The sequence below is a fragment of the Nitratidesulfovibrio sp. genome (assembly GCF_040373385.1).
Taxonomy (GTDB): Bacteria; Desulfobacterota; Desulfovibrionia; order Desulfovibrionales; family Desulfovibrionaceae; genus Cupidesulfovibrio.
Map to the genome: position 1 here is coordinate 42339 of NZ_JBDXXH010000010.1, position 25681 is coordinate 68019.

Consider the following 25681-nt stretch of genomic DNA (forward strand, 5'->3'; position numbering starts at 1 on the left):
ACGGGGGGGTGTCTGGCCAAAGCCGGGCGGTTCGGGAACCCTCCGTCATTTCGCGGGGGCATGCAGCCAGCAGCGCACGTCGTGCGAGCGCGCCGCGTCGTCACCGTTCGTCTGCGACGGCATGGCGAGCAGGGGCGGTTCCTGTTCGGCGCAGCGGGCGAAGGCGTGCGGGCAACGGTCGCGGAAGGTGCAGCCGGAGGGCAGCGCCCACAGCGGCGGCACCGTGCCCGGAATGGCCGAAAGCCGCTCGGCGCGCGGGCCGGAAACGGCCTGCGGCACCGAGCGCATCAACCCTTGGGCATAGGGGTGCAGCGGCCGGGCGAAAAAGTCGTCCACCGTCGCATGCTCCATGATCCGCCCGGCGTACATCACGGCCACATGGTCCGCGGTTTCCGCCACCACCCCCAGGTCGTGGGTGATCAGCAGCACGGATGCCCCCCGGTGGGCCGCAAGGTCGTGCATCAGGCGCAGTATCTGGCGCTGGATGGTCACGTCCAGTGCGGTGGTGGGTTCGTCGGCGATCAGCAGGCGCGGGTCGCAGGCCAGCGCCATGGCGATCATCACCCGCTGGCGCATGCCCCCGCTCATCTGGTGCGGAAAGTCGCGGGCACGCAGTTCCGGCGAGGGAATGCCCACCTGCCGCAACAGGTCCACGGCGCGGGCGGCGGCATCGGACCGGGAAAGGCCAAGGTGCAGCCGCAGCCCCTCGGCTATCTGCTCGCCCACCCGGAACACCGGGTTCAGCGAGGTCATGGGTTCCTGAAAGATCATCGAGATGCTGCGCCCGCGCACCCCGCGCATGTCCTGCTCCGGCAGGGCCAGCAGTTCCCGCCCTTCCAATTGCACCGACCCGGCGGCAATGCGCCCCGGCTCGGGCACCAGGCGCAGCAGGGCCAGCGCGGTCATGCTCTTGCCGCAGCCGGATTCGCCCACCAGGCACAGGGTGCGCCCCGGTTCTATGGAAAAGGATAGCCCCGCCACGGCGCGCAGGGGGGCGCCCGGTGCGCCCTCGGTGTCGGGCCGCCCCGGAAATTCCACGCTCAGGTCGCACACGTCCAGCAGGCGTTCCGCGCCGGTCGCCATCCGGGATGTTCTGGTGTCGTCGGTCATGTCTGGCCTGTAGCTGTTTCCGGGTGATGCCGCCAGCCCGGTGAAGGGGGAAAGGCTGGCGAAGGGCTATCCGTTGGCCGCCTCGCGCGCAAGGGCCAGCAGGGCCCGGTATACCGGCACCAGGCTGGCGACCAGCAGGTGTTCGCGGTCGGTATGCTGGCTGGTTTCACCTTCCGCGCCCCAGACCACCCCGGCCATGGAAAGATCGGTCAGGAACCGGGCGTCGCTGGCCCCGTGGGCGCAGCCGGTGGCCGTGCCGGGGGCGTGGCGCAACAGCCTGCCCAGCCACGGGGTGTCGCCGGTGACGAACAGTGGCTCCATGCGGCTCACGGACAGGTCCCCCCGCACGGCGGCGCGCATGTCGGCCACCAACTGGTGGGGATCGTCGTTCTCCGTGTAGCGCACGTCCAGATGGGCCACGGCTTCGCCGGGCACCTGGTTCACCGCCGTGCCCGCATGCAGCAGGCCCAGGTTCAGGGTGCGGTGCCAGTGGTCGTCAGCTTGCCGAGGGAGGGCGGGGTGCGTCGGTGTGCCGGTTTTCGCCCTGTCCGGCATATTCGGCATATCCGCCAGATCGGCCCCGTCCGCCATATCCGGCAGCCCGGCCAGACCTGGGTACAGGCCGGGGAAAAGGGGCTTCAGTGCCTCGTAGTCGCGCACCAGCGCGTCCACGGCGTTCTCGCCCAGCCAGGGCCGGGCGCCGTGGGCGCTTTTGCCCCGCGCCGTGAGTACAAGGTCGATGACGCCCTTTTCCTTGATGATGACCGAGCCCGGCGCGCCGCCGTCCAGCGCCACGCAGAAGTCGGCGCGGATGTGCGGCAGCACGCGGAAGGCGCCGTTGCGGCCGCCGGTTTCCTCGTCGCCGGTGATTACCAGCACCAGGGGCAGGGCCTGCGGCCCCAGGCCGCGCGCGGCAAGTTCGCGCAGGCAGCGGCGGCACAGCACCAGGGCCAGGGCCACGGCGTACTTGTCGTCGATGGCGCCGCGTCCGTGCAGCACGCCGGTGGCCGCGTCAAGGCGGGGAGTGAACATGTCGTCCGCGCCGTCCACCACGTCGAAATGCACCAGCAGGGCCAGCGGCGCGGCGTGGCTGGGGTTGCCCGCCAGCAGCGAGGGTACGCCCTCGTGCTCCATGCGGGTGCAGGGAATGCCGTTGTCGGCCAGCCAGGCGGCGATGACATCCGCGCAGCGGGTTACCTCCGCCGGGCGCGATGCCGTGGAGCGGATGGCCATGAGCCGGGCTGTCAGCGCCACCATGTCGGCGATGTCCGAGGTGGTGACTTCGTCCAGTCCCGTTGGCAGGCAGGCGCGGGTCTGTTCCGCGAAACGGGCGAAGGTGTCCGTGAGCCCGGTGCCCGAAGGGCCGTCTGGCGTGTCGGGCGCGTTTGGTGTGTCGGGCGCGGCGGCATCGGCATATATGGAATGGGACATTGCGGCAAAGGCTCCTGCGAAGGCTGTGGTTGATGCGTCCGCCCCGCACCCGTTGCCCGCACGGGGCCGGGCTGTCGGGGGGCGGCGACGGAGCGAAAGGCTACCGCAGCGGGCCGGGCACGTCCAGTTCCCGGGCACATCTCCGGTCTCGCCCCAGACCTAGCCCCGTCCCGGCCAATCCCGATCAATCCCGGCCATGTCCCGGCAGGAACGGCAGGCGGGCGGGCGCTGGCTGCGTCCACGGGCTGTGTCCCACGGAGCGGTCATGAGTGGCTGCTTGCCGCGCTGGGGGTGACGGTTTTTGTCGAGAAGGAACTTGACAATCATTTTCATGAGGTGCAGAACCAAGGCGTCGGGCGTGTACGCCCGGCCCCGTACCCGTTGCCCGCGCCTCGCGCGGCATCGGCGGTGCGGGCAGAAGGTCGTTGCCGACCGGGCCAAGGAGATGCGTATGCCTTGTTGCAAGTTGAGTGATGTCCCCGCCGGATGCCGGGTTCGGGTGCGTCGTCTCTGCGAGAATCAGGGCGAGCGGGGAAGGCTGTGCGCGCTGGGCATAACGCCCGGTACGGAGTTGGAAGTCTGCTCGCAAGGGGGCGCATGCTGCGTCCGGGTGCGCGATGCCTCCTTGGTGCTGGGCGACACCCTGGCCTGTGATGTCTACTGCGAACCGGTGCATTCCGGCCAGTTGCTTCGGGACTGATGGAGCTGGCGGGATTGGCGGAATTGGCGGGATTGTCCGCCGGTTTCGGTCCCTTGTTTTCCGGTGCGGCTTCAGAGCCCGGGCGGGCGCGTGAGGGCCGAAGGGTTCCGCGCAAGGCGTGCCGACCGGTACCGCAGCCCGGATGCGGGCATCAGAAAAGGAGAACACAATGAGTTGGGACACCCTGGTGGTCGCCGCCATCGTACTGGCGGCGGCGGTTTATGTCGCCCGGCGGTACCTGTTCCGCAAGTCGGGCGGGTGCGGATGCGGCTGCTCCGGTTCGTCCGGTGCGTCGGGCTGCTGCGGCGGCGGGGGCCACATCGCCTCCAAGCCGGGAGCATCCTGCGGTTGCGGCAAGTAGCACTGCGACAAGCTGGTGATGGCCGGCCCGAGGGCCGTGCCTTTTTTTAACACCGATTGATGAGAAAGATTTTCAATTTCGCGGGCGCAGCCAGCCCGCGCACAGCGAGGAGGAGACACGAAGATGGGCAAAACCATTCCCCTGCGGCAACTGGCCGTGGGCCAGCGGGCGCGCATCACCACGGTGGGTGCGCACGGTGAACTTGGGCGGCGTATCCGCGACATGGGGCTGATCCCCGGTGCGGAAATAGAAGTCGTGGGGCGCGCGCCCCTGATGGATCCGGTGGCCTTGCGCCTGAAGGGGTTCACCCTCTCGTTGCGCAACAACGAGGCCGATTTCATCGCCGTCGAGATCGACGCCAAGCCCCGTCCGCAGGAGTAGCCATGTCTGCCAACGTCATCGTCGCCCTTGCGGGCAACCCCAACTCCGGCAAGACCACCGCGTTCAACGAGTATACCGGCTCGCGCCAGCACGTGGGCAACTACCCCGGCATCACGGTGGAAAAGAAGGAAGGCATCGCCCGTGTGGACGGCCGCGAAGTGCGCGTGGTGGACCTGCCCGGCACCTATTCGCTCACCGCCTACACCCAGGAAGAAGTGGTGGCCCGCCGCGTGCTGGTGGAAGACCGCCCCGACGTGGTCATCGACGTCATCAACTCGGGTGCGCTGGAGCGCAACCTGTACCTGGCCGTGCAGCTCATGGAACTGGGCATTCCCGTTGCGCTCGGCCTGAACATGATCGACGAGGCCCGCAAGCAGGGCCTGCGCATCGACGCCGCCCGCCTGTCGCAACTGCTGGACCTGCCCGTGGTGGAAACCGTGGCCCGCACCGGCGAAGGGCTGAAGGATCTGATGTCCGCCGCCGTAGCCCATGGCGACGCCAAGCGCGGCACCCCCTGGAAGCCGCTGGAAATCTCCTACGGTCCCGACCTCGACCCGGTGCTGGCCCGCATGGTCGAGCGCATCGAGGCCGCCCGGTTCCTTACCGACAAGTACCCGTCCCGCTGGGTGGCCCTGAAGTACCTGGAAAGCGACGATGACATCCGCGCCCTGGGCCGCGCCGCCGGTCCGCTGGCGGCGGAGTTGGAAGCCATGGCCGCAGAGGTGTCCCGCCATTTGGAAGCCACCCTGAACAGCTACCCCGAAGCCGTCATCGCCGACTACCGCTACGGCTACATTTCCGGCGTGCTGCGCCAGGGCGTGCTGACCCGCCACGACGAGCTTTCGCAGCGCCTTGCCGCCTCCGACCGCATGGACCGAGTGCTCACCCACCGCCTGCTCGGCCCGGTGATCATGCTGGCCGTGCTGTACGGCATCTACGAAATCACCTTCGCCATCGGCGAATACCCCATGGGCTGGGTGGAAGCCTTCTTCGGCTGGATGAACGAGACGGCATCCGCCGCGCTGCCCGAAGGCCTGCTGAAGTCGCTGGTGGTTTCCGGCATCATCGACGGCGTGGGCGGGGTCATGGGCTTCGTGCCGCTGATCATGCTCATGTTCATGATGATCGCCTTCCTTGAAGACTCCGGCTACATGGCCCGCGTGGCCTACATGCTGGACCGGGTGTTCCGCCTGTTCGGCCTGCACGGCTGCTCGGTGATGCCGTTCATCGTGTCCGGCGGCATCGCGGGCGGCTGCGCCGTGCCCGGCGTCATGGCCGCGCGCACCCTGCGCAGCCCGCGCGAGCGGCTGGCCACCATCCTTACCGCACCGTTCATGACCTGCGGCGCCAAGCTGCCGGTGTTCATCCTGTTCGTGGGCGTGTTCTTCGCCGAGCAGGAGGCACAGGCCATGTTCGCCCTTACCATGCTGGGCTGGGCCATGGCGCTCATCGTCTCGCGCATCCTGCGCTCCACGGTGATCAAGGGCGAATCCACGCCCTTCGTCATGGAACTGCCCCCCTACCGCCTGCCCACCCTGCGCGGCATCCTCATCCACACCTGGGAACGCACCTGGCAGTACATCAAGAAGGCCGGTACCGTCATTCTGGCCATCTCCATCCTGCTGTGGGCGGCCATGACCTTCCCGCAACTGCCGGAAGACCGTACCGCCGCGTTCGAGGAACAACGCGCCGCCATTACCGCCCAGAAGGAAGCGGCCGAAGCCGCCGGTGAAAAGGCCGCCGAGGCGGAAACCGCCGATGCCGACAAGAATGCCTCTGGCGAGGCCGTGGCAGAGGCGCCCGCCGCCGCTGGCGACGAAGCCGGTGAAGCCGCCGCCGAAGGCGAGGAAGAGGATCCGTTCGAGGCCCAGCTTGCCGCCATCGACGCCGAGGAAGCAGCCGCCGGTCTGGAATACTCCATTGCGGGCCGCATGGGCATTGCCCTGGAATCGGTGACCAAGGTCGCCGGGTTCGACTGGCGTACCAACATCGCTCTGGTGGGCGGCTTCGCGGCCAAGGAAGTCATCGTCTCCACCCTCGGCACGGCCTATTCGCTGGGCGAGGTGGACGCCGAGGACGCCTCGTCGCTGGCCGAACAGATCAAGGCCGACCCGCACTGGACCCCCGCAGTGGCCGCCGCGCTGATGGTCTTCGTGCTGCTGTACGCCCCCTGCTTCGTCACCGTGGTGGCCATCAAGCAGGAATCGGGCTCGTGGGGCTGGGCCATCTTCAGCACGGTGTTCAGCACTGTTCTGGCCTTCGGCCTCGCTGTGGTCGTCTACCAGATCGGCACCGCCATGCTGGCGGGGGGCTAACCCCGCCGGGCAGGGCCCGTGCGTCATCAGCACAATATGCGCAACCACAACGGGGCGCCCTTCGGGGCGCCCCGTCCGCGTTTGGGGCGTATTCCCCGCATACCCGCATCCCTGGCGCTTTCCGGTCTCCCCTCGGGCGCGCTACCCATTACCATGCATCGCCCCCGTTCGCTTGCGCGCGGGGTACGTGCCGTTTACATTGGTTCGTGGCGCCGCCATGCACGGCGTGCCGGGGGGCATGCCGCACATTGACACCGCGTGCCGCACATGCGGGACGGGGCGTGGCGCAGGAGGATTCGCGGGGGCAGATCGACAAGCCATTCGAGGGGGGAATGACGTCATGCGGCGCGGCCGTACCATCAAGGCGCAACTCAGGCTCTATTCACTGTTGCTCATCCTGCTGCCGTTGGCCCTGTCGCTGGCGGCGTTCTACGGCGTATTGCGTACGGATGGGCTGCGCAGGGCCCAATGCGAGATGCAGGCGGAACTGCGCCACCATCGCTTCGACGTGGAACGCTGGCTGGGCTACCGACTGGCCGACGTGGTGCACGTGTCGCGGACCGACGCGGTGCGTACCGTGGACCTGTCTGCCATGAAGCGGGATTTCCATGCCTTTCTCGACGCGCATGGCGATTTCCGCTCTCTGGTCTATGTGGATGCCGAAGGGCGCACCGCAGTGGACATGGACGCGCCTGTCGGCGTGGACCTTTCCGACCGCGAATATTTCCTGCGGGCGCGGCAGGGGCAGCCGTTCATCTCGCGGGTGCTGGTGGGGCGCACCTCGGGGAAGGCCATCGTGATCTTTTCGTCACCGGTGCTGAACCCGCAGGGCGAATTCGCGGGGCTCATCTTCGGCGTGGTGCGCATCGATGCGCTGCTCGACATGGTCAGCAGCCTGCGGCGCACCCCGGTGGATCCGTCCTTTCTGGTCGACGCGGCCACCAGCGTACCCCTGCTGGCCCCGGACGACGCACAGCCCATCCCGGTACCCGCACTCGATGTGCCCATCGACGGCCCGGCCATCTACCGCAACCGCGACGGTGCCGAGGTGCTGGGGGCGGGGCTGCCGCTCAAGAACGGCGAATGGCTGCTGGTGCAGGAACGCGCCGTGTCCGACGTGCTGGGCGACATGCATCGGTTGCTGCTGCTCCTGCTGGCGGTGTCGGGGCTGACCATTGCCGCGCTCACCCCCTTTCTGCTGCGTCTCGCCCGGCGCGTCACCAACCCCATCGAACGCATTTCGGCCCTGTCCGAACGGATCATGGCCGGTGAATACGGCACTTGCTGTCCCGGCCCCGACGTCGCGGACATGCCCCCGGAGCTGGAGCGTTTGTCCCGCAATTACCATCGCATGGCCGAGCGCATCGGCGCCCACGTGGGTGAGCTTGAGCGCCTGTCCGGTACCGACGACCTGACCGGATTGGCCAACCGCCGCCTGCTGGCGGACACGGGGGCGCGCATCGTCAGCATCTGCCGCCGGGCCGGGCAGCCGTGCGCCTGCCTGATGCTGGACCTGGACCACTTCAAGCATATCAACGACGTGCACGGGCACGCCACCGGAGACGAGGTCCTGCGCAGGCTGGCCGCCGCCATCATGGCCACGGTGCGCTCGTCCGACTTCGCGGTGCGCATGGGTGGCGAGGAATTCGCCATCATCGCCCCCAATACCGACGCCCCCCACGCCATGGCCCTGGCGGAGCGCCTGCGCCGCAACGCGGAACGCATCGAACTGCATCAGGCGGGGCTGCTCGTGCCCGTGACCATCAGCGTGGGGGTGGCGGGCATGACCGCCACGCCGCGCTACGGTGCCGGACCGCTGGAAGACCTGCTGGCCAGGGCCGACCATGCGCTGTACCGGGCCAAGCAGGCGGGGCGCAACCGGGTGGTGCTGTGGGATGATGCCGACCACGCCGTGGGGGAGGCTTCGGCCGCCTCCGATGGTGGGGAGATGCCGCAAAAGGGCGCACGACTGCTTGGGCCGCTGGGCGGTTCCTGATGTCGTCGGGGTGAGGTTGGCCGGTTGGCCGGGGCGTGCTGCGGGCGCATCGGCGTGTGAAGCCCGGTGCATGGCCGCGCCGCCTGTTGCATGCCGCGTGCGTGAACCACGAAAACGGCGCCTCCCGTCAGGAAGGCGCCGTTGTCATGTCTGTCGCTGGCCACTGCCCGCCGCGCTGTCCGCAGCCCTGTCCGGCGTGCTGCCGGGCGTGTCGGAGGGCGGGCGCGTGCGGTGCCGCGTGGCGATGGACTAGCAGATTTCGATCAGTTCGATGTCGAAGGTCAGGTCTTCGCCGGCCAGGGGGTGGTTGGCGTCGAGGGTGACGTGCTCTTCGGTGACGTCGGTGACGGTGACGTCAAGCTCGCCGTCGTCGGTCATGAGTTGCAGCATCAGGCCCACTTCGGGTTCGATGTGCGGGGGCACCTGATCGCGGGGCACGGTGATGATCATTTCTTCCACGTGCTCGCCGTAGGCTTCGGTGGCGGGAATGGTGATCTTCACCGACTGGCCCTTGCCAAGGCCCAGCACGGCCTTTTCGAAGCCGGGAATCAGCATGCCTTCACCCAGGGTGAATTCCAGGGGTTCGCGGTCGCGCGAGGAATCGAATTCGGTGCCGTCGTCCAGCGTGCCAGTGTAGTGAACGCGGACGGTATCGCCGTTTTTGAGTGCCATTTTTGGGCTCCTTGGGGGAGAATCTGGGATGATATCCGCAAGCCGGAATGAAGGGGGCAACAAGGGCCCCGGCGGCCGGGCGGACCCGTGGACCATCGCCCGACCCGTACGGAAAGTCAAAGATTATTCCCGGCGCGGGGATGCAGGGCGACCGTGCGGCCCGTGTGGCTCGTGCGCCCCGTGCGGTCCGTTCGTGACGTCACGCGCGGCAGATGGTGTCGCCGCGCCGGATCGCGGGTTACGTCTCGGCCTGTGGTGCATCCCACCCGGCGCACAGCCGCACGGCGGCCCGGCACAGCACCTCGGCCCCCACGGGCAGGCACGATTCGTCCGGGGCAAAGCACGGGTTGTGCACCGGGGCCACGCCCGGCCCGCCGCAGCCCACGAAAAAGAAGCACCCCGGCACCCGTTGCAGGAACATGGAAAAATCCTCGCCGCCCATGGTGGGCACCGGCTCCATCACGCGGTCCGCGCCCACGGCGTCCAGCGCGGCCCGGCGCACCAGGGCCGCCGCGCGCGGGTCGTTGATCACCGCCGGGTGGCACCACTGAAAGTCCAGCCGGTGCGTGGCGCCCATGGCCGCGCACACCCCGCCCGCCACCTGGTTGATGCGCTGTTCCCACAGGTTGCGCACCTCGGGCGCGAAGGCTCGCACCGTGCCCGCCATGCGCGCCTCGCCGGGGATGACGTTGTACGCGGTGCCCGCGTGCAGTTCGCCTATGGTCAGGATGACCGGCTCCAGCGGGCTGGTCATGCGGCTGACCACTCGTTGCAGCCCGCCCACCACCTGGGTGGCCGTTTCCAGCGCGTCCACGCACAGGTGCGGGTTGGCGGCGTGGCCGCCCTTGCCCAGCACGGTCAGTTCGAAGCGGTCCATGGCGGCCATGAGTGGGCCGGGCTTTACGCCCACGAAACCGGCGGGAATCTCCGGCCAGACGTGTGCGCCGAGGCACACGTCCACCCTGGGGTCGTCCAGCACGCCCGCCTCGATCATGGGCGCGGCGCCGCCGGGGCCTTCCTCCGCCGGCTGGAACAGGAACAGGATGCGTCCGCGCAGGGCGCCGGAATCTTCCGCCGCCAGGGCGGCGAGTACCCGCGCTGCGCCCAGCAGCATGGCCATGTGCATGTCGTGCCCGCAGGCGTGCATGCAGCCGGGATGCTCGGAGGCGTAGGGGAGCCCCGTGGCCTCGGTGATGGGCAGGGCGTCCATGTCGGCGCGCAGCATCACCGTGGGGCCGGGGCGACCGGAATCGAGCAGGGCGGTAACCCCGGTGCCCGCGATGCCCGTCCGCACCGGCAGGCCCAGCGTGGTCAGTTCTTCGGCCACCAGCGCGGCGGTGCGCACCTCGTTGAAGCCGGTTTCGGGGATGCGGTGCAGGCGGCGGCGCAGGTCGACGATGCGCGGTGCGGCCGCGCGGACGCGGTCGGAAAGGGATTCCATGGGTTCTCCTGCCTTGTCCCGGCCTGTCTGCGGCGGGTCGCGGCGATGTACGTGCGATGGGCGCGGCACGGCGCGGCATGGGATCATCGGCTTGCCGGACCGCTGGGGCTTTGGCCGTGGCGGTGCGGGGTGCGAAAGGCCGGATTCCGTGCTTCGGGCGTTGACAAAACATTGGCGTGGCGATAGTAGTACCAATCAGTACCACGCATGAGTTGTTCCCCGCCGCGCATGGGACCCGGTGGTGCCTTGGCCAGCAACTGGCCACGGCGTTCGGAGCGAGGCGGAGGAACTTGGGCGAAGGAACCGGTACGGATGCCTGTCCGGCACCGTGGGCAGTGTAGCGCAAGGCGGCGTTGTCGTCAGCCCCGCCCCTGCCATCCGGATGCCCGGCCCGCGACCGTCCGGTTTGCGGCCATCCGGCCCTCATGCACCGGTACCCCGCCTGTCCGGCGGGCTTTTGGAAGGACGCACATGGAACTCATTCAGGCATTGCGCAAGTTCGGCTTCACCCAGCAGGAATCGTTGATGTACCTTACCCTGCTGCGGCACGGCAGCCAGAGCCCGCAAAATCCCCACAATCCCATGACCGGGTACGAGGCGGCCAAGGCTGCGGGAATTTCGCGCTCCAACGCCTACGCGGCGCTGTCGAGCCTGGTGGAAAAGGGCGGGGCCGTGGTGGCCAGCGGCGACACCAGCCGCTACATGGCCCTCCCGCGAGAGGAACTTTTGCTGAACCTGCGTCGCGACGCCGAGGGCACGCTGGCCTTCCTGGAAGCCAACCTGCCGGACAGCGAACCGGACGAGACGCCCTATCTGACCGTGGCGGGCCTGCGCAACACCGAGGACAAGATCCGCAACATGCTCCATCTGGCGCGGCTGCGGGTGTACGCATCCATGCACGCGGACAACGTGGCGCTGTTCCGGCGCGAGTTTGACGACTGCGTGGCGCGCGGCCTGAAGGTGGTGCTGCTGTCGGGCGCAGATCCGGGCATTGCCGGGGCCACGTTCCTGAAGAACCAGGCGGGCACCGGGCACGTGAAGCTCATCGCCGACACCAGCGAGGTCATCGCGGGCCTGCTGGAACCGGGCGTGAGCGGACGCTGTCTGTATTCGCGCAACGAGCACCTCGTGTACCTGATGCGCGAGGCCATACTTCACGAAATGGAACTGATCCGCATCCGCGCCGCCATGCCGGGCGCCGGGGCCGGGTCCGTTTCGGACGACTGACGCACCACCGGGCAGGGCGCACGACGCGGCCCGCGCACCGGAAACATGACGGAGACCTTCATGCCCAATGTTCGTTCCACGTACACCGATGCGGTCGGCTTCTTTGGCCGGACCACGCCCGAAGAACTGGTGGCCGCCTACGGCAGCCCCCTGTACGTCTACAGCGAGGCCCTGCTGCGCGCGCGCTGCCGCGAGATGAAGGCCCTGTCGGCGCACCCCGGCTTTTTCGTGAACTATTCGGCCAAGGCCAACACCAACCTTTCCCTGCTGCGCATCGTGCGCGAGGAAGGGCTGGTGGTGGACGCCATGTCGCCCGGCGAAATCCACGTCAACAAGGCCGCCGGGTTCGCCCCGGACCAGATATTGTACGTGTGCAACAACGTGTCCGAGGCGGAACTGGCCAGCGCCGTGTCGCACGGGCTTCTGGTGAGCGTGGATTCGCTGTCGCAGCTCGATACCCTGGGCAGGGTGAACCGGGGCGGCAAGGTGATGGTGCGCTTCAACCCCGGCATCGGCGCAGGGCACCACCAGAAGGTGGTCACGGCGGGCAAGGCCACCAAGTTCGGCGTGGATCCCTCCGACGCCTCGCTGGCCGAGTTGCGGGCCATCCTGGCCAAGCACGAGATGACCCTGACGGGCATCAACCAGCACATCGGTTCGCTGTTCCTGGAGCCGGAAGGGTACGTGGCGGCGGCGGAATTCCTGCTGTCCGTGGCCGGGAAGTTCGACACCGTGGAGGTCATCGACTTCGGCGGCGGCTTCGGCATTCCCTACCGCAAGTACGAGGACCAGCCCCGCCTTGACCTGGCCGCCACGGCGGACCGCCTGCACGCGCTCATTTCCGGCTGGTCGGAACGCACCGGTTACAAGGGCCGCTTCTACATCGAGCCGGGCCGCTACGTGGTGGCCGAATGCGGCCTGCTGCTGGGCACCGTGCACGCCACCAAGAACAACGGCCCCACCCGCTACGTGGGCACCGACCTTGGCTTCAACGTGCTGGCCCGCCCGGTGATGTACGACGCGCACCACGACATCGAGGTGTACCGCAAGGGCGGCGCGCCCGACGCGGCCCTGCATCCCCAGACCGTGGTGGGCAACATCTGCGAGAGCGGGGACATCATGGCCAAGGAACGCCTGCTGCCCGCCGTGCAGGAGGGCGACATCCTGGGCGTGCTGGACGCCGGGGCCTACGGCTACGCCATGAGTTCCACGTACAACCAGCGGCTGCGCCCTGCCGAGGTGCTCATCGGCCTTGATGGGGAACCCCGGCTGATTCGCCGTCGGGAGGAGCTTTCCGATTTGATGGCCCTTTTTCCTGATGCGTAACCCGGATGGCCTTTTCGCCCGTTGGCTGCGTCAAACTTCACCTGCCATATCGGTCGAATACGAGAAGAGTATACTCCCTCATGGCAGGCTCGTTTTTCTTGCCAACGAACGAAAATTCTCATCCGGCCTTTCACCCCAGTAGGGTGTGCAAGGAAATGTAGCAGAGGGGAGTTAGCTAATTACCACCCCGTCCGATCTGTCTGGCACGTCGAGCATGCGCCGCAAGGGCGCGTAGGCGGCGTCGGGCGGGTGCAGCAGATTTTCGATGGGCGGCACCACGCCGCTCACCGGAAAACCGGACAGCATGGCTACCGCCTCCATGTTGTCGCGGACAAGGTCCGGGGATGCGGAACGTTCCTTGGTGTGAACGAAAACGATCCCTGCCGGTTCCATCCCTCTCCGGACCAGCGCCTCCACCGAGAGGAGCGTGTGGTTCACGGTGCCCAGCCCCGCCCGCGCCACCAGCACGGGACGGGCGTCGGCGGCCCGGATGCAGTCTATGCACAGGGCCTCCGGCGTGAACGGCACCATCAGGCCGCCCGCTCCTTCAAGGACCAGAGAGGCGTGCTTACCGCGCAGACATGCCAGACTGCGCACCAGGTCTTCCGTCTCCACGCCGCGCATTTCGTCCCGCGCGGCGTGGAGCGGAGCCTTAGGCGCCGCAAAGCACCATCCCACCGCTTCCGCCGGGTCGCGCCCGGCCAGTTCCGGAACGTGCCGGTACACGAAGGCCGCGTCGCTGTCCGTGTCGTACGGGCTCGTGCACCCGGTCTGCATGGGCTTGGCGTAGAAGGGCTGCTCCCCCCGCGCGAACAGTTCGCGCAGCAGCAGCATCGACACCACCGTCTTGCCCACGCCCGTGTCCGTGCCCACCACGAACAGGGCGCGGGATGGGGTTGCGTGCGTGGTGTTCATGATGGCTCTCCATGGGGGCTGGCTGGGGCCTCCGCCGGTTCTTCTTCCCTTTCCTGTTTCCACGCCCTGGCCAGCAGGTCCACGCAGCGGGCCACGTCGTCCACCCGGTGCAGGGCGGTAAGCCCCAGCCGCAGGATGGCCGCGCCGCGCCCCACGGTGGGATGGCGCGCGGCCAGGGCGAGCACGCCGGGGCCGCCGTCCGTGGGGGCGCGCAATCTTGCGGCAAGGCGGGTGCAGCGGTCCTCGTCGCCCACGTCCACGCAGACCACGTGAGCCCCTTCGCGTACGGGCAGCCCTTCGGCGCGCAGGCCCGCGCGCAGGGCAGCGCCCAGCGCGGCGAGGTGGTGGCGGCGACCGTCCAGCCGGGGCAGCAGGTCCAGCAGGGCCAGGCAACAGGCGGCGTGCGCTTCCGGCAGGGCGGTGGAGTGGATCAGCGGCGAGGCCAGGTTTTCCAGTGCGCTTCGGGTGCCGCGCGGCAGCAGCAGGAACGCCCCGAACAGCCCCAGCGCCTTGCCCAGCGTGCCCACGGCGGCGTCGGCAACGCCGTGCGCCCGCCCGCGCCCGCCCGTGCCAAGGGCGCCGAAGGCGTGGGCCTCGTCCACGATGACGAAGGCCCCGTGCTCGCGGGCCACCGCGCCCAAGCGGGTCATCTCCGGCAGGGTGCCGTCCATGCTGTACAGCGATTCGGCAAGGATGACAGGCTGTGTTGCGTCGTTGCCGCCGCTGTTGTTGTCGCTGCTGTCCCGCCACGCGGCCAGACGGCGCGACAGGTCGTCCATGTCCGCATGGCGGTGCGTATGCAGGCGCGCTCCGGTGGGGGGCAGGGCATGGGCCATGCTGGCATGCACCCGGCGGTCCAGGAACACGGCGTCGCCGTGCCCCAGCAGCCCCCACAGCAGGGCCAGATTGGCCTGATACCCGCTGGGCAGGAACAGGCATTCGGCATAGCCGAAGTAGTCTGCCCATGCGGCTTCGGCCTTTGCCGCCAGTGCGGTGTGCCCGGCAGCCAGGCGCGAGGCCGTGCCCGACGGCGCATGCCGCGCGAAGCAGTCGGCCACCGTGGCCCGCCATTCTTCGTGGGCGGCAAGGCCCAGATAATCGTTGCCCGAGAACTGGAGCAGCGGACGGCCCTGCATGTGCACCAGCGCCGGAGAGGGGGATTGCCCGGCGCCGATGCGGGGAATGGAATCGGGAGTGGATGCGAGCACGGGGCCGGGCAGTCCGTCGAGCAGCGGTGCGTTGCGGCCAAGACCGGCGGCGTGCAGTTCTTCCACCCGCAGGGCCAGACGCGCGGCCAGCAGGCCGGGCGGGGCCGGAGGGGAGGGCATGCCGGGCGCTGTGCCGGGCGCTGTGCCGAGCTCTGTGGGGGGCGATGCGCCGGGCAGGAGGGTCCCGGTCAGGCGGTTCTGGTCAGCCATGCGAAGATCTCTTGATAGCGGGCGGTGAGCGTGCCGCCGTTGAAGCGGGTGTCATAGGCCGTGCGGCCTATGGTCAGGATGGCGGTCATGCACGGGGACGCAGGCGCGGGCTCCGCGCCGGAAGGGGGCGGCAGGGGCGCCATGGTGGTCGCATACGTGGCCGCGCGGTCACTTGCAGCCAGCAGGTAGGCACGAATGCGCAGGGTGCCGGGCAGTGCCGCGTCAGGTGGCCAGATGCATTCCTCCACCGTCAGCAAAAAGGCGTGCAGGGCAAAGCCGGATGCCCAGCGGGCGTGCAGCGCGGCCAGTTGGGCCATGGCCTCCAGCCCCTGCCACGGGGGGGCATGGCTGAAGGCGCGGCGGGCCGTGGCCCCCGTCGCATCACAGACATCCAGCCGGTCCAGCAGCAGGAAGCGGGGCGGCGCGGACAGGGGTAGCGCATCGTGGGGGCGGTTCACAGCCGCACCACCAGGGCGGCGTTCTGTCCGCCGAAGCCGAAATTGAGCAGCAGGCCGACGGAGCCATTGCCGGAAGCGGGCAGGGGGCGCGGTTGACGCACCGGGCGCACAAAGTCCAGCCGCGCGCTTTCCGGCGTGGTCAGGTTGCGTACCGGCGGCAGAAAGCCGTCCGCCGCGCAGGCCAGCAGGACGGCCAGTTCCACCGCGCCGCAGGCCGAGGCGCAGTGCCCGGTCCACGACTTCACGGCGGTGACGGCAGGGGCGTGGCCAGCGTCTGCGAACACCCGTTCCAGCAGGCGGATTTCCGCCGCGTCGTTGAGGGCGGTGCCGGTGCCGTGCGCCGCCACCCAGTGCACGTCGCCGGGCGTCAGGCCCGCCTCGGCCAGCGCGCCGCGCACGGCGGCTTCGGCCCGGCGGGCGTCGGGTTCCGGCGCGGTCAGGGCATGGCCGTCCAGTGTGGCCCCCATGCCCAGCACTTCGGCCAGCGGCATGGCCCCGCGCGCCAGTGCCGCCTCCAGCGGTTCCAGCACGAAGGCCGCGCCTCCCTCGCCGGGCACGAAGCCGCGCCGGGCGGTATCGAAGGGACGGCATGCCCTGTGCGGGGCGACACCATCGGTGGGGTCCAGGTCGCGCTGGATGGCCCCGGCGCGGGCGTAGCCCAGCAGTCCCCCTTCCGACAGGCGCGAATCGCCGCCCACGGCCAGCGCCGCCGGGGCAAGACCCCAGCGCACCCGCCGGGCGGCTTCGCCCACCGCCTGCAACGAGGCGGCGCAGGCCGTACCCAGCACCAGTCCCTCGCCCCGGACGCCGCAGCGCATGGCCACGGCGGAGGCGGCGGTGTTGGGCAGCCAGCGCAGCATCCACAATGCGTCCAGGCCGGGGTGTTCCAGACCGGGCGGGGTGTCGTGCAGCAGCCGGATGCGCCCGCTGGCCGCCGGAAAATCGGCGGTGACGTCCAGGTTGGGTCCACTGGCGGTCACCAGCGCGGTGTCATCCGGAAGGAAGGGCAAAGGGGGCGTGCCGCCGTTGTCCGTTGCCGTGTCGATGTCGCCCGTTCCTCCAGTCCCCCCGGTCCCTCCAGTTCCGTTGCCACACGCGTATCCGGCCTGCCGGACGGCGGTCAGGGCGGCGGCCAGGGCAAGTTGCCCCCCGCGTGAAAGATAGCGGCGGTGCCGCCAGCGGTCCGTGGCCGCAGCCGCGTCGAAATCCGGCACCGGGGCGCAGGCCGTGCCGGGCAGGGCCGTGGCATGGCGGAACGGGCTGTGCCCCTCGCGGATGGTGCGCGCCATGTCCTGCGGGGTGTGCCCCAGCGGGGTCACCGCACCCGCGCCCGTGATGACCACGCGGCGGGGGGAAGGGAAGGGGGAAGAGGGCAGATGCATGGGGGTATCAGGCATGGGTGCAGGCCCTGCCGCTCAGTCCGTTTGTCCGTTGCTTTGCGCCAGCGCCCAGGCCACGTACGCGGCCACGTCCCCGATGGTCAGCACCGGGGGGGCACCGGGCATGCGTACTGCCGCCAGCACATCCGCCACGCGCGCGGCGGAAAGGTGCGGGTATTCCCTCGCTAGCCGGGCTTCGGGTGCTGCACCGTTCCGTTCCGCCTCCAGCACGTGGATGCGCAGGTCGGTGAGGAAGGCGGCGGCATCGCGTACCGGAATGGCGAAGCGGCGGTTCAGCCCCGCGCCGATTTCCAGCAGGTCGATGGATTCGCAGGGCAGGTCGGCCATCAGTCGGGTACCTGAGGACAGGGTGGCCGGGGCCACGTCGAAGATGGGGGCCACCAGCGCGGCTATGGCCGTCGCGATATCGTGCAATTCGTCTCGGGCAGATGCGGGCATGGGTTTTCTGTCTGTAGAGGGTGAGCGGAAGGGTGAAGCTGGTTCCGTGCCGGGATGGGCGCCAGGCAATGCGGCCGACGTAGCCGACGCAACCGATGCAGCCGATCCTGCCGATTCGGCGGGGTGCGTGGAAGGCGGGTCAGCCCGTCGGTTTCAGCGCGCCGAAGCCGCCGTCGCAGGTCAGGGTGGTGGCGTTGATGGCCGTGGCCGGGGCGGACAGCAGAAAGCGCAGGGTCTGCACGGCCTCGGTCACGGTCACGGTGCGTCCGGTGGGCGGCAGGGGGGCGTCTGCGGAACGGGCGTGCAGGAAGGGCGCGCCCCGGCCCGCCTCCAGCCAGCCCAGCCGCAGGGAACAGGCGGTGACCCCGCGCGGGGCCAGTTCCACGCCCACGGCGCGGTACAGGGCTTCTCCGGCCAGCTTGGCGGCGGCGTAGTATCCTTGCCCCGGCGCGGCCCGCTCTGCGGCGGATGACGAGACGAACACGCACCGCCCGTCGCGCGCGGCCAGCATGGACCGGCTTACCGCGCGCAGTAGCCGGGCGCGAAAGGCGATGTCGCGCGCGGCCCACAGGTCGATGTCGGCAGGGTCCGCCCCGGCCAGCAGGCATTCGAAGCGCGAGTGCAGCAGGTCCACGAACAGCCGGGGCGCCTCCCCCAGTGCCGCACGGGCGCGCTCGGGCAGGGTTTCCGGGGTGTCGTCCTCGGCGTCCGCACCGTCGATTGCAGGCGGCGTGGTGAAATCTTGCCCAGCGGCGTCCCGTTGCGGGCCGCGCGCGTGCAGGCGCAGCACCGTTGCTTCGGGCGTACCCATCACATGGGGCAGGGCCGCGCGGATGCGCGCCGCGCCCGCCGCATCGCGCGCGGTGAGGGCCACGGCCATGCCGTCGGCGGCCAGCGCCGCCCCAAGGGCCAGCCCCAGCTCGCACGAGCCCCCGGCGATGAGCACGGGGCCGCGCGGGGGGGAGGGAATTTCGGCGGCTACCATGCCAGCACCCCGGCGACCAAGGGATTGGTGCCCGCAGGAGCCGTGGTGGCAGTGGGGGCAGGGGTGGTCGTCGCGTCCGGCCCGCCCGGTCTGCCCGGGCCATCCGGCCCGCCCGATCCGCCTGGGCCATGCGGGGCACCCGGTATTTGCCCTTCCGTTGCGGCATGCCCACGCGGCAGCGCGTGCAGCGAGCAGCGCAGGCCGTCGTTCGTGCATTCCATGCGAAAGGCGTAGTCACCCGGCGTCACGAAGCGCCGGAAGCGGAACCCGCGTATTTCACGTATCGGGCGTATGGGGCGTACGGGGCGTATGACGGAGACCGCGCATTCCGCGCGCAGTGTCTCGTCTGAGTGTCCGCAGTCAGCACTGCATGGCCCGGAATACGGAGGGACACCGGCGGACCCGGCCCGTGGCGTTGCAGGCAGCCCCGCGTGCAGTTCTGCGCGTGGTTCCGTCTGCCGCCCGGCCTCGATCGCATCCGGTGTCCCTCCGTCCCCCCGAGCGTGCTCGTGGGCCCAGCGCGACGCTTCGTCCGCAAAGGCCTGCACGATGCACGACCCCGGCACCACGGGGGCACCGGGGAAATGGTCCGCGAACAGCGGGTGGGCCGGGTCGAACCGGAACACCCCGCAACGCACGGTGCCGCCGCCGTCCTGCGCGGCGGTCATGCCGCCCCCGGCGCGGGCGGCAATCCGCCACATCCGTTCGGCATGTCCAACCCGCCGGTTGCCCTGTGCTCGGTTACCGCGCGGATGGCCTCGCCCGTGGCGCCCACCAGCAGGTCGATTTCATCATCGGTGATGGACAGCGGCGGCATGAGCACCATCACGTCGCCCAGCGGACGGATGATCACCCCGCGCCGCCGTGCCTCCAGGGTAACCCGGTGGCCCATGCGCAGGGCCAGGTCATAGCCTTCCCTGGTGTCCCGGTTCCGCACCATCTCGATGCCGGTCATGATGCCGCGCTGGCGGATATCCCCCACGTGGGGCAGGTCGCGCAGCGTCTCCAGCCGCGCGGCCAGCCGGGCGATCTTCGGTTGCAGCCGTTCCATCACCCGCTCTTCCTCGAACACGTCCAGCGAGGCGATGGCCGCCGCGCAGGCCAGCGGGTTGCCGGTGTAGGTGTGGCCGTGGAAGAAGGTGCGCAATTCCTCGTGGCGGGCCAGAAAGACGTCGTGCACCCGTTCGGTGGTCAGGGTGGCGGCCAGCGGCAGGTAGCCGCCGGAAATGCCCTTGGCCAGGCACAGGAAGTCGGGGGTTACCCCTTCCTGTTCGCAGGCGAACAGGGTGCCCGTCTTGCCGAAGCCCACGGCCACCTCGTCCGCCACCAGAAACACCCCGTGCTCGTCGCACAGTTCGCGCACCCGGCGCAGCCAGCCGGGCGGCTGCAACAGCATGCCCGCCGCGCCCTGCACCAGCGGTTCCACCACGGCGGCGCACAGTTCATGCCCGTGCCGGGCGAACAGCGTTTCCATGTGGGTGATGCATTCTAGCGCGCATGCCCCGGCCTGTTGCCCGAAGGGGCAGCGGTAGCAGTACGGGCTTTCCGCCTTCAGCGTATCGAACAGCAGCGGCGCGTAGATGGAGTGGAACAGGGCCATGCCGCCCAGGGCCACGGCGCCCACGGTGTCGCCATGGTAGGCGTTGCGCAGGCTGAGAAAGCGGGTGCGCCGCGCATCCCCGCCCAGATGTGCCGGGGCCTGACGGTGGAACTGGAAGGCGATCTTCAGCGCGACTTCTACTGATGTCGACCCGCTGTCGGAATAGAATACCCGCGTCAGCCCCTGCGGGGCGATGGCGGCAAGGCGCGCGGCCAGTTCTATGGACGGCTCGCTGCCAAGCCCCAGCAGGGTGGTGTGGGCCACCTTGTCCAGTTGGGTCCGGATGGCGGCGTCCAGCCGGGGGTGGCGATGCCCGTGCACGTTGGTCCACAGCGAGGACACGCCGTCCAGGTAGGACACGCCGTCGGTGTCCATGAGCCGGTTGCCTTCGGCGGCGGCGATGACCAGCGGGTCCGCCGCCAGCCAGTCGCGCATCTGGGTGAAGGGGTGCCACACGTGGGCCTTGTCCAGCGCACGCAGGCGTTGGGTGGCGTCCGTCGTGGCAGGCGGGGCGGGCGAGGCCGACGCCGCGCATGAGGCGCAGGCTGCGCATGAGGCGGCGGTTGCCATGGATGTGGTGGCGTCCGTGTCGCGCAGGCTCATGCCCGTGCCTCCCCGCCGTTGTCGGCAGCCCCGCCCACGCCCAGCGTGGCCAGCATCTCCATGTCGTCGGCAAGGGCGCGGCCCGCCGTGGTCAGGTAGTTGCCCACCATCAGCCCGTTGGCCCCGGCGGCGAACACCCACGACTGCCACTGCCCAAGGGTGGCTTCGCGCCCGCCGCACACCAGGATGTCCCGCCCGGGGTGCAGCAACCGGAATACGGCGATGGCCCGCAAGGCCTCCATGGGCGGCAGCGGACTGCGATGGCCCAGCCGTGTGCCCGGAATGGGATGCAGGAAGTTCAGCGGGATGGAATCCACGTCCAGTTCACGCAGGGTCATGGCCAGTTCCACGCGGTGTTCCCACGTTTCGCCAAGGCCCAGGATGCCGCCGCAACAGGTGCGCAGCCCCGCCCGCGCGGCTTCGCGCACGGTGGCGATGTCGTCGTCGTAGGGGTGCGTGGTACATACCTGCGGGAAAAAACTTCTGGCCGTTTCCAGATTGTGGTGATAGCTGGAAATGCCTGCGTCCTTCAGGCGGCGCGCTCGTTCCCCCCGGTCTCCGCATGCGGCGGACCCGGTGGCGAGCTGCCCCAGGGAGGCGCACAGGCCGATGTCCACACGCTCGCGCAACAGGCGCACCGCCTGGCAGACCGCGTCGAACTCCCGTTCCGAAAGGGCGTTGCCGCTGGTCACGATGCCGAAGCGGCGTACCCCCGCGCGGGCCAGTTCCTCGGCATGGCGCAGCAATGCGTCGGGGCCGAGCAGCGCATGCACCGGAGCGCCCGTGTCGTGGTGCGACGACTGGGCGCAGAAGGCGCAATTCTCGCCGCACCGGCCCGACTTTGCGTTGACGATGCCGCAGGTGGTCGCCAGCGGTCCCTTGTGGGCCGAACGCACTGCCTGCGCCACGGCCAGGATGTCCAGGATGTCGGACGCGGGCAGCCGCGCCACGGCGAGAGCCTCTTTTCCGGTGATGCCGGGCCGGGGGACTTCTGCCGTGCGGGTGTGGCCTGGCGATGCGTACGGAGCTTCCGTTCCGGGGGGAATGGTGTCCGAAAGGCGCGCGCGCAAACGTTCCAGCAGGGGGTTCATGTTCCGGTATCGCTCCTGTTGAATGGCAGTTCAGGGCGAGTAGCGGGCGTGTTCCTTTTTGTCAACCAAGCAATTGCCTGATGGTTTACAATCGCCGTGGACACAGACAGGACGCCCACCAAGGGACGTGTGTTCGCCATGTTGCGTGAAGCGGGCGGCAACTGGCGGTCAGGAGAGGAACTTTCGCGGCAGCTTGGCGTTAGCCGGGCCGCCGTGGCCAAACACGTGCGGACGCTGCGCGGCGAAGGGCACCAGATCGAGGCCATGACCCGCCGGGGTTACCGGCTGTTGGCCGAGGCCGACGTGCTGACCGTCGACGGGGTCCGCCGTGGGCTGCGCACCCATTGTTTCGGGCGGGACGGCTTTGTCCTGCACGAAACCACCGACTCCACCAACCGCGAGGCCGCGCTGCTTGCTTTGGACGGCGCGGACGAGGGTGCCGTGGTCGCCGCTTCGGCGCAGACCGCTGGGCGCGGGCGTGCCGGGCGCGTCTGGGCGTCGCCTGCCGGGGTGGGGGTGTACGTTTCGCTGGTGCTGCGGCCCCGCCTTGCCCCGCAGGCCGCGCCGCTGGTCACCCTGATGACCGCCGTGGCCGTGGCCGAGGCGGTGGCCGAGGTCACCGGCCTTGCCCCGCGCGCCAAATGGCCCAACGACGTGCTGCTGCATGGCCGCAAGGTATCGGGCAACCTGACCGAGGTGGCCCTGGTGGCCGACACGGTGTCCCACGTGGTCACCGGCGCGGGCATCAACGTGAACACCCGCGTCGGGGATCTGCCCGAAGACCTGCGCGGCAAGGCCACCTCGCTGGCGGCGGAACTGGGCCGCCCCGTGTCGCGGGTGGACGTGCTGCGCGCCTTTCTGGAACGGGCGGAGCACTGGTACGCCGCCCTGCGCGAGGGCGACCCCGGTCCGGTCATCGCCCGCTGGAAAGAGCTTTCCGCCATCGTCGGCACCCCCCTGCGGGTGGGCACGCCGCACGGCGTGGTGGAAGGGCTGGTGGCCGACGTGGATCCCGATGGCCTGCTGCGCCTGGTGGACGCCGGGGGCCGTGAACATCGCCTGCATGCGGGCGACGTCATTGACAGCAGGCCGTAAGCACCTATCTCTTCGGAGCTGCGACCGGCCGGTGTGATGCACCGGTGCCGGGCGTTGCGGCGCGCCTTTCCGGCAGCCCCCGGTTTTTCCGGGGCGGTCGCCGTGTTTCGCGTGCCCGGCCACGTGCCGTGTCCTTCCGTGCATGCGTGTGGAGACGCTGCCCGTGCCTTGCGCCGAATCATGCCTGCGGGCGGGTGCGACGCCCACTGCCGATACCGAACCGAACGGACGGAACGAGATGTCGCAACACGCGCGCCCGCAGGGCGACGACGCTTCCTATCACGGCATCTGGCGGCTGACATGGCCCCAGATGCTGATGATGGTCTTCCACTTTCTCATCGGCTTCACCGACGTGTGGGTGGCCGGCCGCATCCAGCCCGAGGTGCAGGCCGCCATCGGCCTTGTCTCGCAATGCCTGTTCTTTCTGCTGGTGGTTGCCGTGGCCGGGGCCAACGCCGGGGTCGCGGCCATCAGCCAGGCGCTGGGTGCGGGCCTGCTGCCCCGCGCGCGCCGCTATGCGGGCATGGTGCTGGCGGGAGGGTGCACGGTGGGCGTGGCCATCATGCTGCTGGGCCTGGTCACCATCGAACCCTTCCTGCGCGTGTTGCAGGTGCCGGACACCATCATGCCGGTGGCCTCGTATTTCTGGAAGGTGTACCTGCTGGGGCTGCCCGCCAACTATCTGTTCACCATTACCGGGGCGGTGTTCCGCGCCCGCAAGCGCATGTTCGCGCCGCTGCTGTCCATGGTGGTGGTCTGTGTCGTCAACGCCGGGGCCACCCTGGGCTTCGGTCTGGGGTTGTGGGGCCTGCCCGCGTATGGCTACGCCGGGGTGGCCTGGGCGACGTTTGTTGCGATCGTCATCGGGGCCTTGCTGAACCTCGGCATGCTGGCCCGCGACCGCGAACTGCTGCAACGCGCCTCGTTCCCCCCCTTGCGCTGGATGCGCCGTGGCGCGCCCTATCTCATCCGCGTGGCCGCGCCTGCCGCCGGGTTGCAGATCATGTGGAACCTCGGCTACCTGGTGCTGTTTTCCATCACCGCCTCGTTGCCTGTGGGCAGCGTGGCGGCCCTGGCGGGCATGACGGCGGGCATGCGCGTTGAGTCGTTCATCTTTCTGCCCGCGCTGGCCTTCAACATGACCGCCTCGGTGCTGGTGGGCCATCTGCTTGGCGCGGGCCGCAAGCCGGAGGCGATACGGGCAAGCCTGCGCCTTCTCGTCACCGGCTGCGCCTCCATGAGCGTGTTCGCAGTGCTGCTGTGGCCATGGACGGCGGACATCGCCGCCTGGCTGGCCCCGGAACCTTCCGTGGCCGCGCAGGTGGTCAGCTATCTGCGCTACAATCTCGTTTCCATCCCCTTCACCGTGGCCAGCATGACCCTTGGCGGGGTCATGACCGGCGCGGGCGCCACCCTGTATTCCTTCCTGGTGTACGGTTCGGCCACGTGGTTCGTGCGGCTGCCGTTGGCATGGGTCATGGGGCATGTGGTGTGGCATGATGCGGCGGGAATCTTTCTTGCCATGTTCGTTTCCCAGGTGTTCCAGTCTTCGGTCATGCTGTGGCTGTTCTACACGCATGACTGGAGCCGGTTCAGCATGATACGGCGCAACGGTCGCAAACCCGCGCCACAAGGAGCTGCCTCGCATGACCGACAGTGAGTTGACCCCCGGAGAGTTCCGGCCCGTCTCGCTCGACCGCATGGCCGAGTACCTCGACCTTTTCGCCCGCACGCCGCAGCATGCGTCGGACTTCAGTTTCACCAACGTCTGGGGCTGGGCCGAATACTACGGCCTGGAATGGACCTTTGCGCACGGGCTGTGCTGGCTGCGCCAGACCCGGCCCGAACCCGTGTGGTGGGCGCCCGTTGGGCCGTGGCTGGATGCCGACTGGCGTCAGTGCGCGCTGCTGGGCGCGGGTGCCAGGTTCATCCGCGTGCCCGAGTCGCTGGCCGTGCACTGGCAGCAGGCCCTGGGCGACCGGGTGACGCTGACCGAGTCGCGCGGCCAGTGGGACTACCTGTACGCCGCGCAGGACCTGGCGGAGTTGAAGGGCAACAGGTTCCACAAGAAGAAGAACCACGTGAACGGCTTTCTGAAGGCCTATCCGCACGAGTACCATCCCATGACGTCCGACTGCATAGAGGCGGTGCTGGACATGCAGGAAGAATGGTGCAAGTGGCGCGAGTGCGATGAATCGCATGCGCTGGTGGCGGAAAACACCGCCGTGCGCCGGGTGCTGGAGCATTGGGACAGGATTCCCGGGCTTTCCGGCGGGGCGCTGTACGCGGATGGCAAGATGATCGCCTACACCGTGGGCGAGCGGCTGGACGACGAGACCCTGGTGGTGCATTTCGAGAAGGCCAAGCCGGAGTATCGCGGCGTGTATCAGGCCATCAACAACCTGTATGCGCGTGAGCACGCCATGAGCTTTCGGTACATCAACCGCGAGCAGGATCTGGACGACCTGGGGCTGCGGCAGGCCAAGGAAAGCTACAATCCCGTGGGCTTCCTGAAGAAGTTCGCGGTGGACGTGGCCCCGGCGTAGGGGCTGGCGGTTTTTTGCATGCCTCCGGCGGGCAGGGGGCCACAGCGCGTTGCGATCGCCATCCGCGCGTTGCGGTCCCTATCCGTAAGGTTTGCTTCGCTCACCTAACGGTTAGGGCAATGCTCCAAGATTCGCATAACGGCTGCCGTCCCCTGCACCCCCATCCCGTTGT

21 protein-coding genes and 1 pseudogene are annotated in these 25681 nt (G+C 69.2%); 10 read left to right on the top strand and 12 right to left on the bottom strand.

The features are described from left to right. Positions 1–45: 45 nt before the first annotated feature. Complete coding sequence (locus tag ABWO17_RS14880; protein WP_353119882.1) at positions 46–1110, bottom strand: ABC transporter ATP-binding protein; 1065 nt, start codon at positions 1108–1110, stop codon at positions 46–48. Positions 1111–1176: 66 nt separating this feature from the next. Further along, entirely contained in the window at positions 1177–2541 is a 1365-nt protein-coding gene (locus tag ABWO17_RS14885) for a M20 family metallopeptidase (protein ID WP_353119884.1), read from the bottom strand. Between the two features lie 451 nt (positions 2542–2992). Between ABWO17_RS14885 and ABWO17_RS14890 the strand changes: the two genes are divergently transcribed. From ABWO17_RS14890 to ABWO17_RS14910, 5 genes are all read left to right on the top strand, one after another. Further along, a complete protein-coding gene (locus ABWO17_RS14890) occupies positions 2993–3241 on the top strand; it encodes a FeoA family protein (RefSeq protein WP_353119886.1) in 249 nt (82 codons plus the stop codon). A gap of 169 nt (positions 3242–3410) precedes the next feature. Beyond that, a complete protein-coding gene (locus ABWO17_RS14895) occupies positions 3411–3602 on the top strand; it encodes a FeoB-associated Cys-rich membrane protein (protein ID WP_353119888.1) in 192 nt (63 codons plus the stop codon). A 123-nt stretch (positions 3603–3725) separates the two neighbouring features. Then, positions 3726–3983 (top strand): FeoA family protein, encoded by a 258-nt coding sequence (locus ABWO17_RS14900; RefSeq protein ID WP_353119890.1) that lies wholly within the window; start codon positions 3726–3728, stop codon positions 3981–3983. A 2-nt stretch (positions 3984–3985) separates the two neighbouring features. Further along, positions 3986–6298, top strand: coding sequence for a ferrous iron transport protein B (gene feoB / locus ABWO17_RS14905; protein WP_353119892.1), 2313 nt, complete (start codon positions 3986–3988; stop codon positions 6296–6298). Between the two features lie 340 nt (positions 6299–6638). Then, positions 6639–8294: a sensor domain-containing diguanylate cyclase gene (locus ABWO17_RS14910; RefSeq protein WP_353119894.1), complete on the top strand. Its 1656-nt coding sequence runs from the start codon at positions 6639–6641 to the stop codon at positions 8292–8294. A 249-nt stretch (positions 8295–8543) separates the two neighbouring features. On the opposite strand, the gene ABWO17_RS14915 is transcribed toward ABWO17_RS14910, so the two are convergent. Both ABWO17_RS14915 and ABWO17_RS14920 read right to left on the bottom strand, forming a co-directional pair. Then, complete coding sequence (locus ABWO17_RS14915; RefSeq protein WP_353119898.1) at positions 8544–8966, bottom strand: FKBP-type peptidyl-prolyl cis-trans isomerase; 423 nt, start codon at positions 8964–8966, stop codon at positions 8544–8546. A gap of 238 nt (positions 8967–9204) precedes the next feature. After that, a complete protein-coding gene (locus ABWO17_RS14920) occupies positions 9205–10407 on the bottom strand; it encodes a M20 metallopeptidase family protein (protein ID WP_353119900.1) in 1203 nt (400 codons plus the stop codon). Positions 10408–10878: 471 nt separating this feature from the next. On the opposite strand from ABWO17_RS14920, the gene ABWO17_RS14925 reads away from it, so the two are divergent. Together ABWO17_RS14925 and lysA are read left to right on the top strand one after the other, a co-directional pair. Beyond that, entirely contained in the window at positions 10879–11634 is a 756-nt protein-coding gene (locus tag ABWO17_RS14925; protein WP_353119901.1) for a TrmB family transcriptional regulator, read from the top strand. A gap of 60 nt (positions 11635–11694) precedes the next feature. After that, positions 11695–12960: a diaminopimelate decarboxylase gene (gene lysA / locus ABWO17_RS14930; protein ID WP_353119903.1), complete on the top strand. Its 1266-nt coding sequence runs from the start codon at positions 11695–11697 to the stop codon at positions 12958–12960. 171 nt (positions 12961–13131) lie between these two features. Here lysA and bioD read toward each other — a convergent pair whose 3' ends face one another. The 8 genes and pseudogenes from bioD to bioB all read right to left on the bottom strand — a co-directional run bounded on the left by bioD (position 13132) and on the right by bioB (position 21868). Then, positions 13132–13875 carry a dethiobiotin synthase gene (gene bioD, locus ABWO17_RS14935; protein WP_353119905.1) on the bottom strand — a complete coding sequence of 248 codons (744 nt, stop codon included), beginning with the start codon at positions 13873–13875 and terminating at the stop codon, positions 13132–13134. Further along, positions 13872–15293 (bottom strand): aminotransferase class I/II-fold pyridoxal phosphate-dependent enzyme, encoded by a 1422-nt coding sequence (locus ABWO17_RS14940; RefSeq protein ID WP_353119907.1) that lies wholly within the window; start codon positions 15291–15293, stop codon positions 13872–13874. The genes bioD and ABWO17_RS14940 overlap by 4 nt, the downstream gene beginning before the upstream one ends. Next, positions 15272–15751 (bottom strand): hypothetical protein, encoded by a 480-nt coding sequence (locus tag ABWO17_RS14945; RefSeq protein WP_353119909.1) that lies wholly within the window; start codon positions 15749–15751, stop codon positions 15272–15274. The genes ABWO17_RS14940 and ABWO17_RS14945 overlap by 22 nt, the downstream gene beginning before the upstream one ends. Beyond that, positions 15748–17148 carry a beta-ketoacyl-[acyl-carrier-protein] synthase family protein gene (locus ABWO17_RS14950; protein WP_353119911.1) on the bottom strand — a complete coding sequence of 467 codons (1401 nt, stop codon included), beginning with the start codon at positions 17146–17148 and terminating at the stop codon, positions 15748–15750. The genes ABWO17_RS14945 and ABWO17_RS14950 overlap by 4 nt, the downstream gene beginning before the upstream one ends. A gap of 18 nt (positions 17149–17166) precedes the next feature. After that, positions 17167–17589 carry an acyl carrier protein gene (locus tag ABWO17_RS14955; RefSeq protein ID WP_353119913.1) on the bottom strand — a complete coding sequence of 141 codons (423 nt, stop codon included), beginning with the start codon at positions 17587–17589 and terminating at the stop codon, positions 17167–17169. Between the two features lie 139 nt (positions 17590–17728). After that, the gene (locus ABWO17_RS14960; RefSeq protein ID WP_353119915.1) at positions 17729–18574 is read right to left on the bottom strand and encodes an SDR family oxidoreductase; all 846 of its coding nucleotides are present in this window, start codon (positions 18572–18574) and stop codon (positions 17729–17731) included. A gap of 645 nt (positions 18575–19219) precedes the next feature. Next, a pseudogene (gene bioA / locus ABWO17_RS14965) lies at positions 19220–20777 on the bottom strand (adenosylmethionine--8-amino-7-oxononanoate transaminase); the annotation flags it as partial. Beyond that, on the bottom strand, positions 20774–21868 hold the full coding sequence (gene bioB, locus ABWO17_RS14970) for a biotin synthase BioB (protein ID WP_353119919.1): 1095 nt from the start codon (positions 21866–21868) through the stop codon (positions 20774–20776). The pseudogene bioA and the gene bioB, both read right to left, overlap by 4 nt. A 138-nt stretch (positions 21869–22006) precedes the next feature. Here bioB and ABWO17_RS14975 point away from each other — a divergent pair, with 138 nt between their 5' ends. The 3 genes from ABWO17_RS14975 to ABWO17_RS14985 all read left to right on the top strand — a co-directional run bounded on the left by ABWO17_RS14975 (position 22007) and on the right by ABWO17_RS14985 (position 25509). Then, complete coding sequence (locus ABWO17_RS14975; protein WP_353119920.1) at positions 22007–22963, top strand: biotin--[acetyl-CoA-carboxylase] ligase; 957 nt, start codon at positions 22007–22009, stop codon at positions 22961–22963. Between the two features lie 238 nt (positions 22964–23201). Then, on the top strand, positions 23202–24623 hold the full coding sequence (locus ABWO17_RS14980) for an MATE family efflux transporter (protein WP_353119922.1): 1422 nt from the start codon (positions 23202–23204) through the stop codon (positions 24621–24623). Further along, complete coding sequence (locus tag ABWO17_RS14985) at positions 24610–25509, top strand: DUF2156 domain-containing protein (protein ID WP_353119924.1); 900 nt, start codon at positions 24610–24612, stop codon at positions 25507–25509. The genes ABWO17_RS14980 and ABWO17_RS14985 overlap by 14 nt, the downstream gene beginning before the upstream one ends. Positions 25510–25681: the final 172 nt, after the last annotated feature.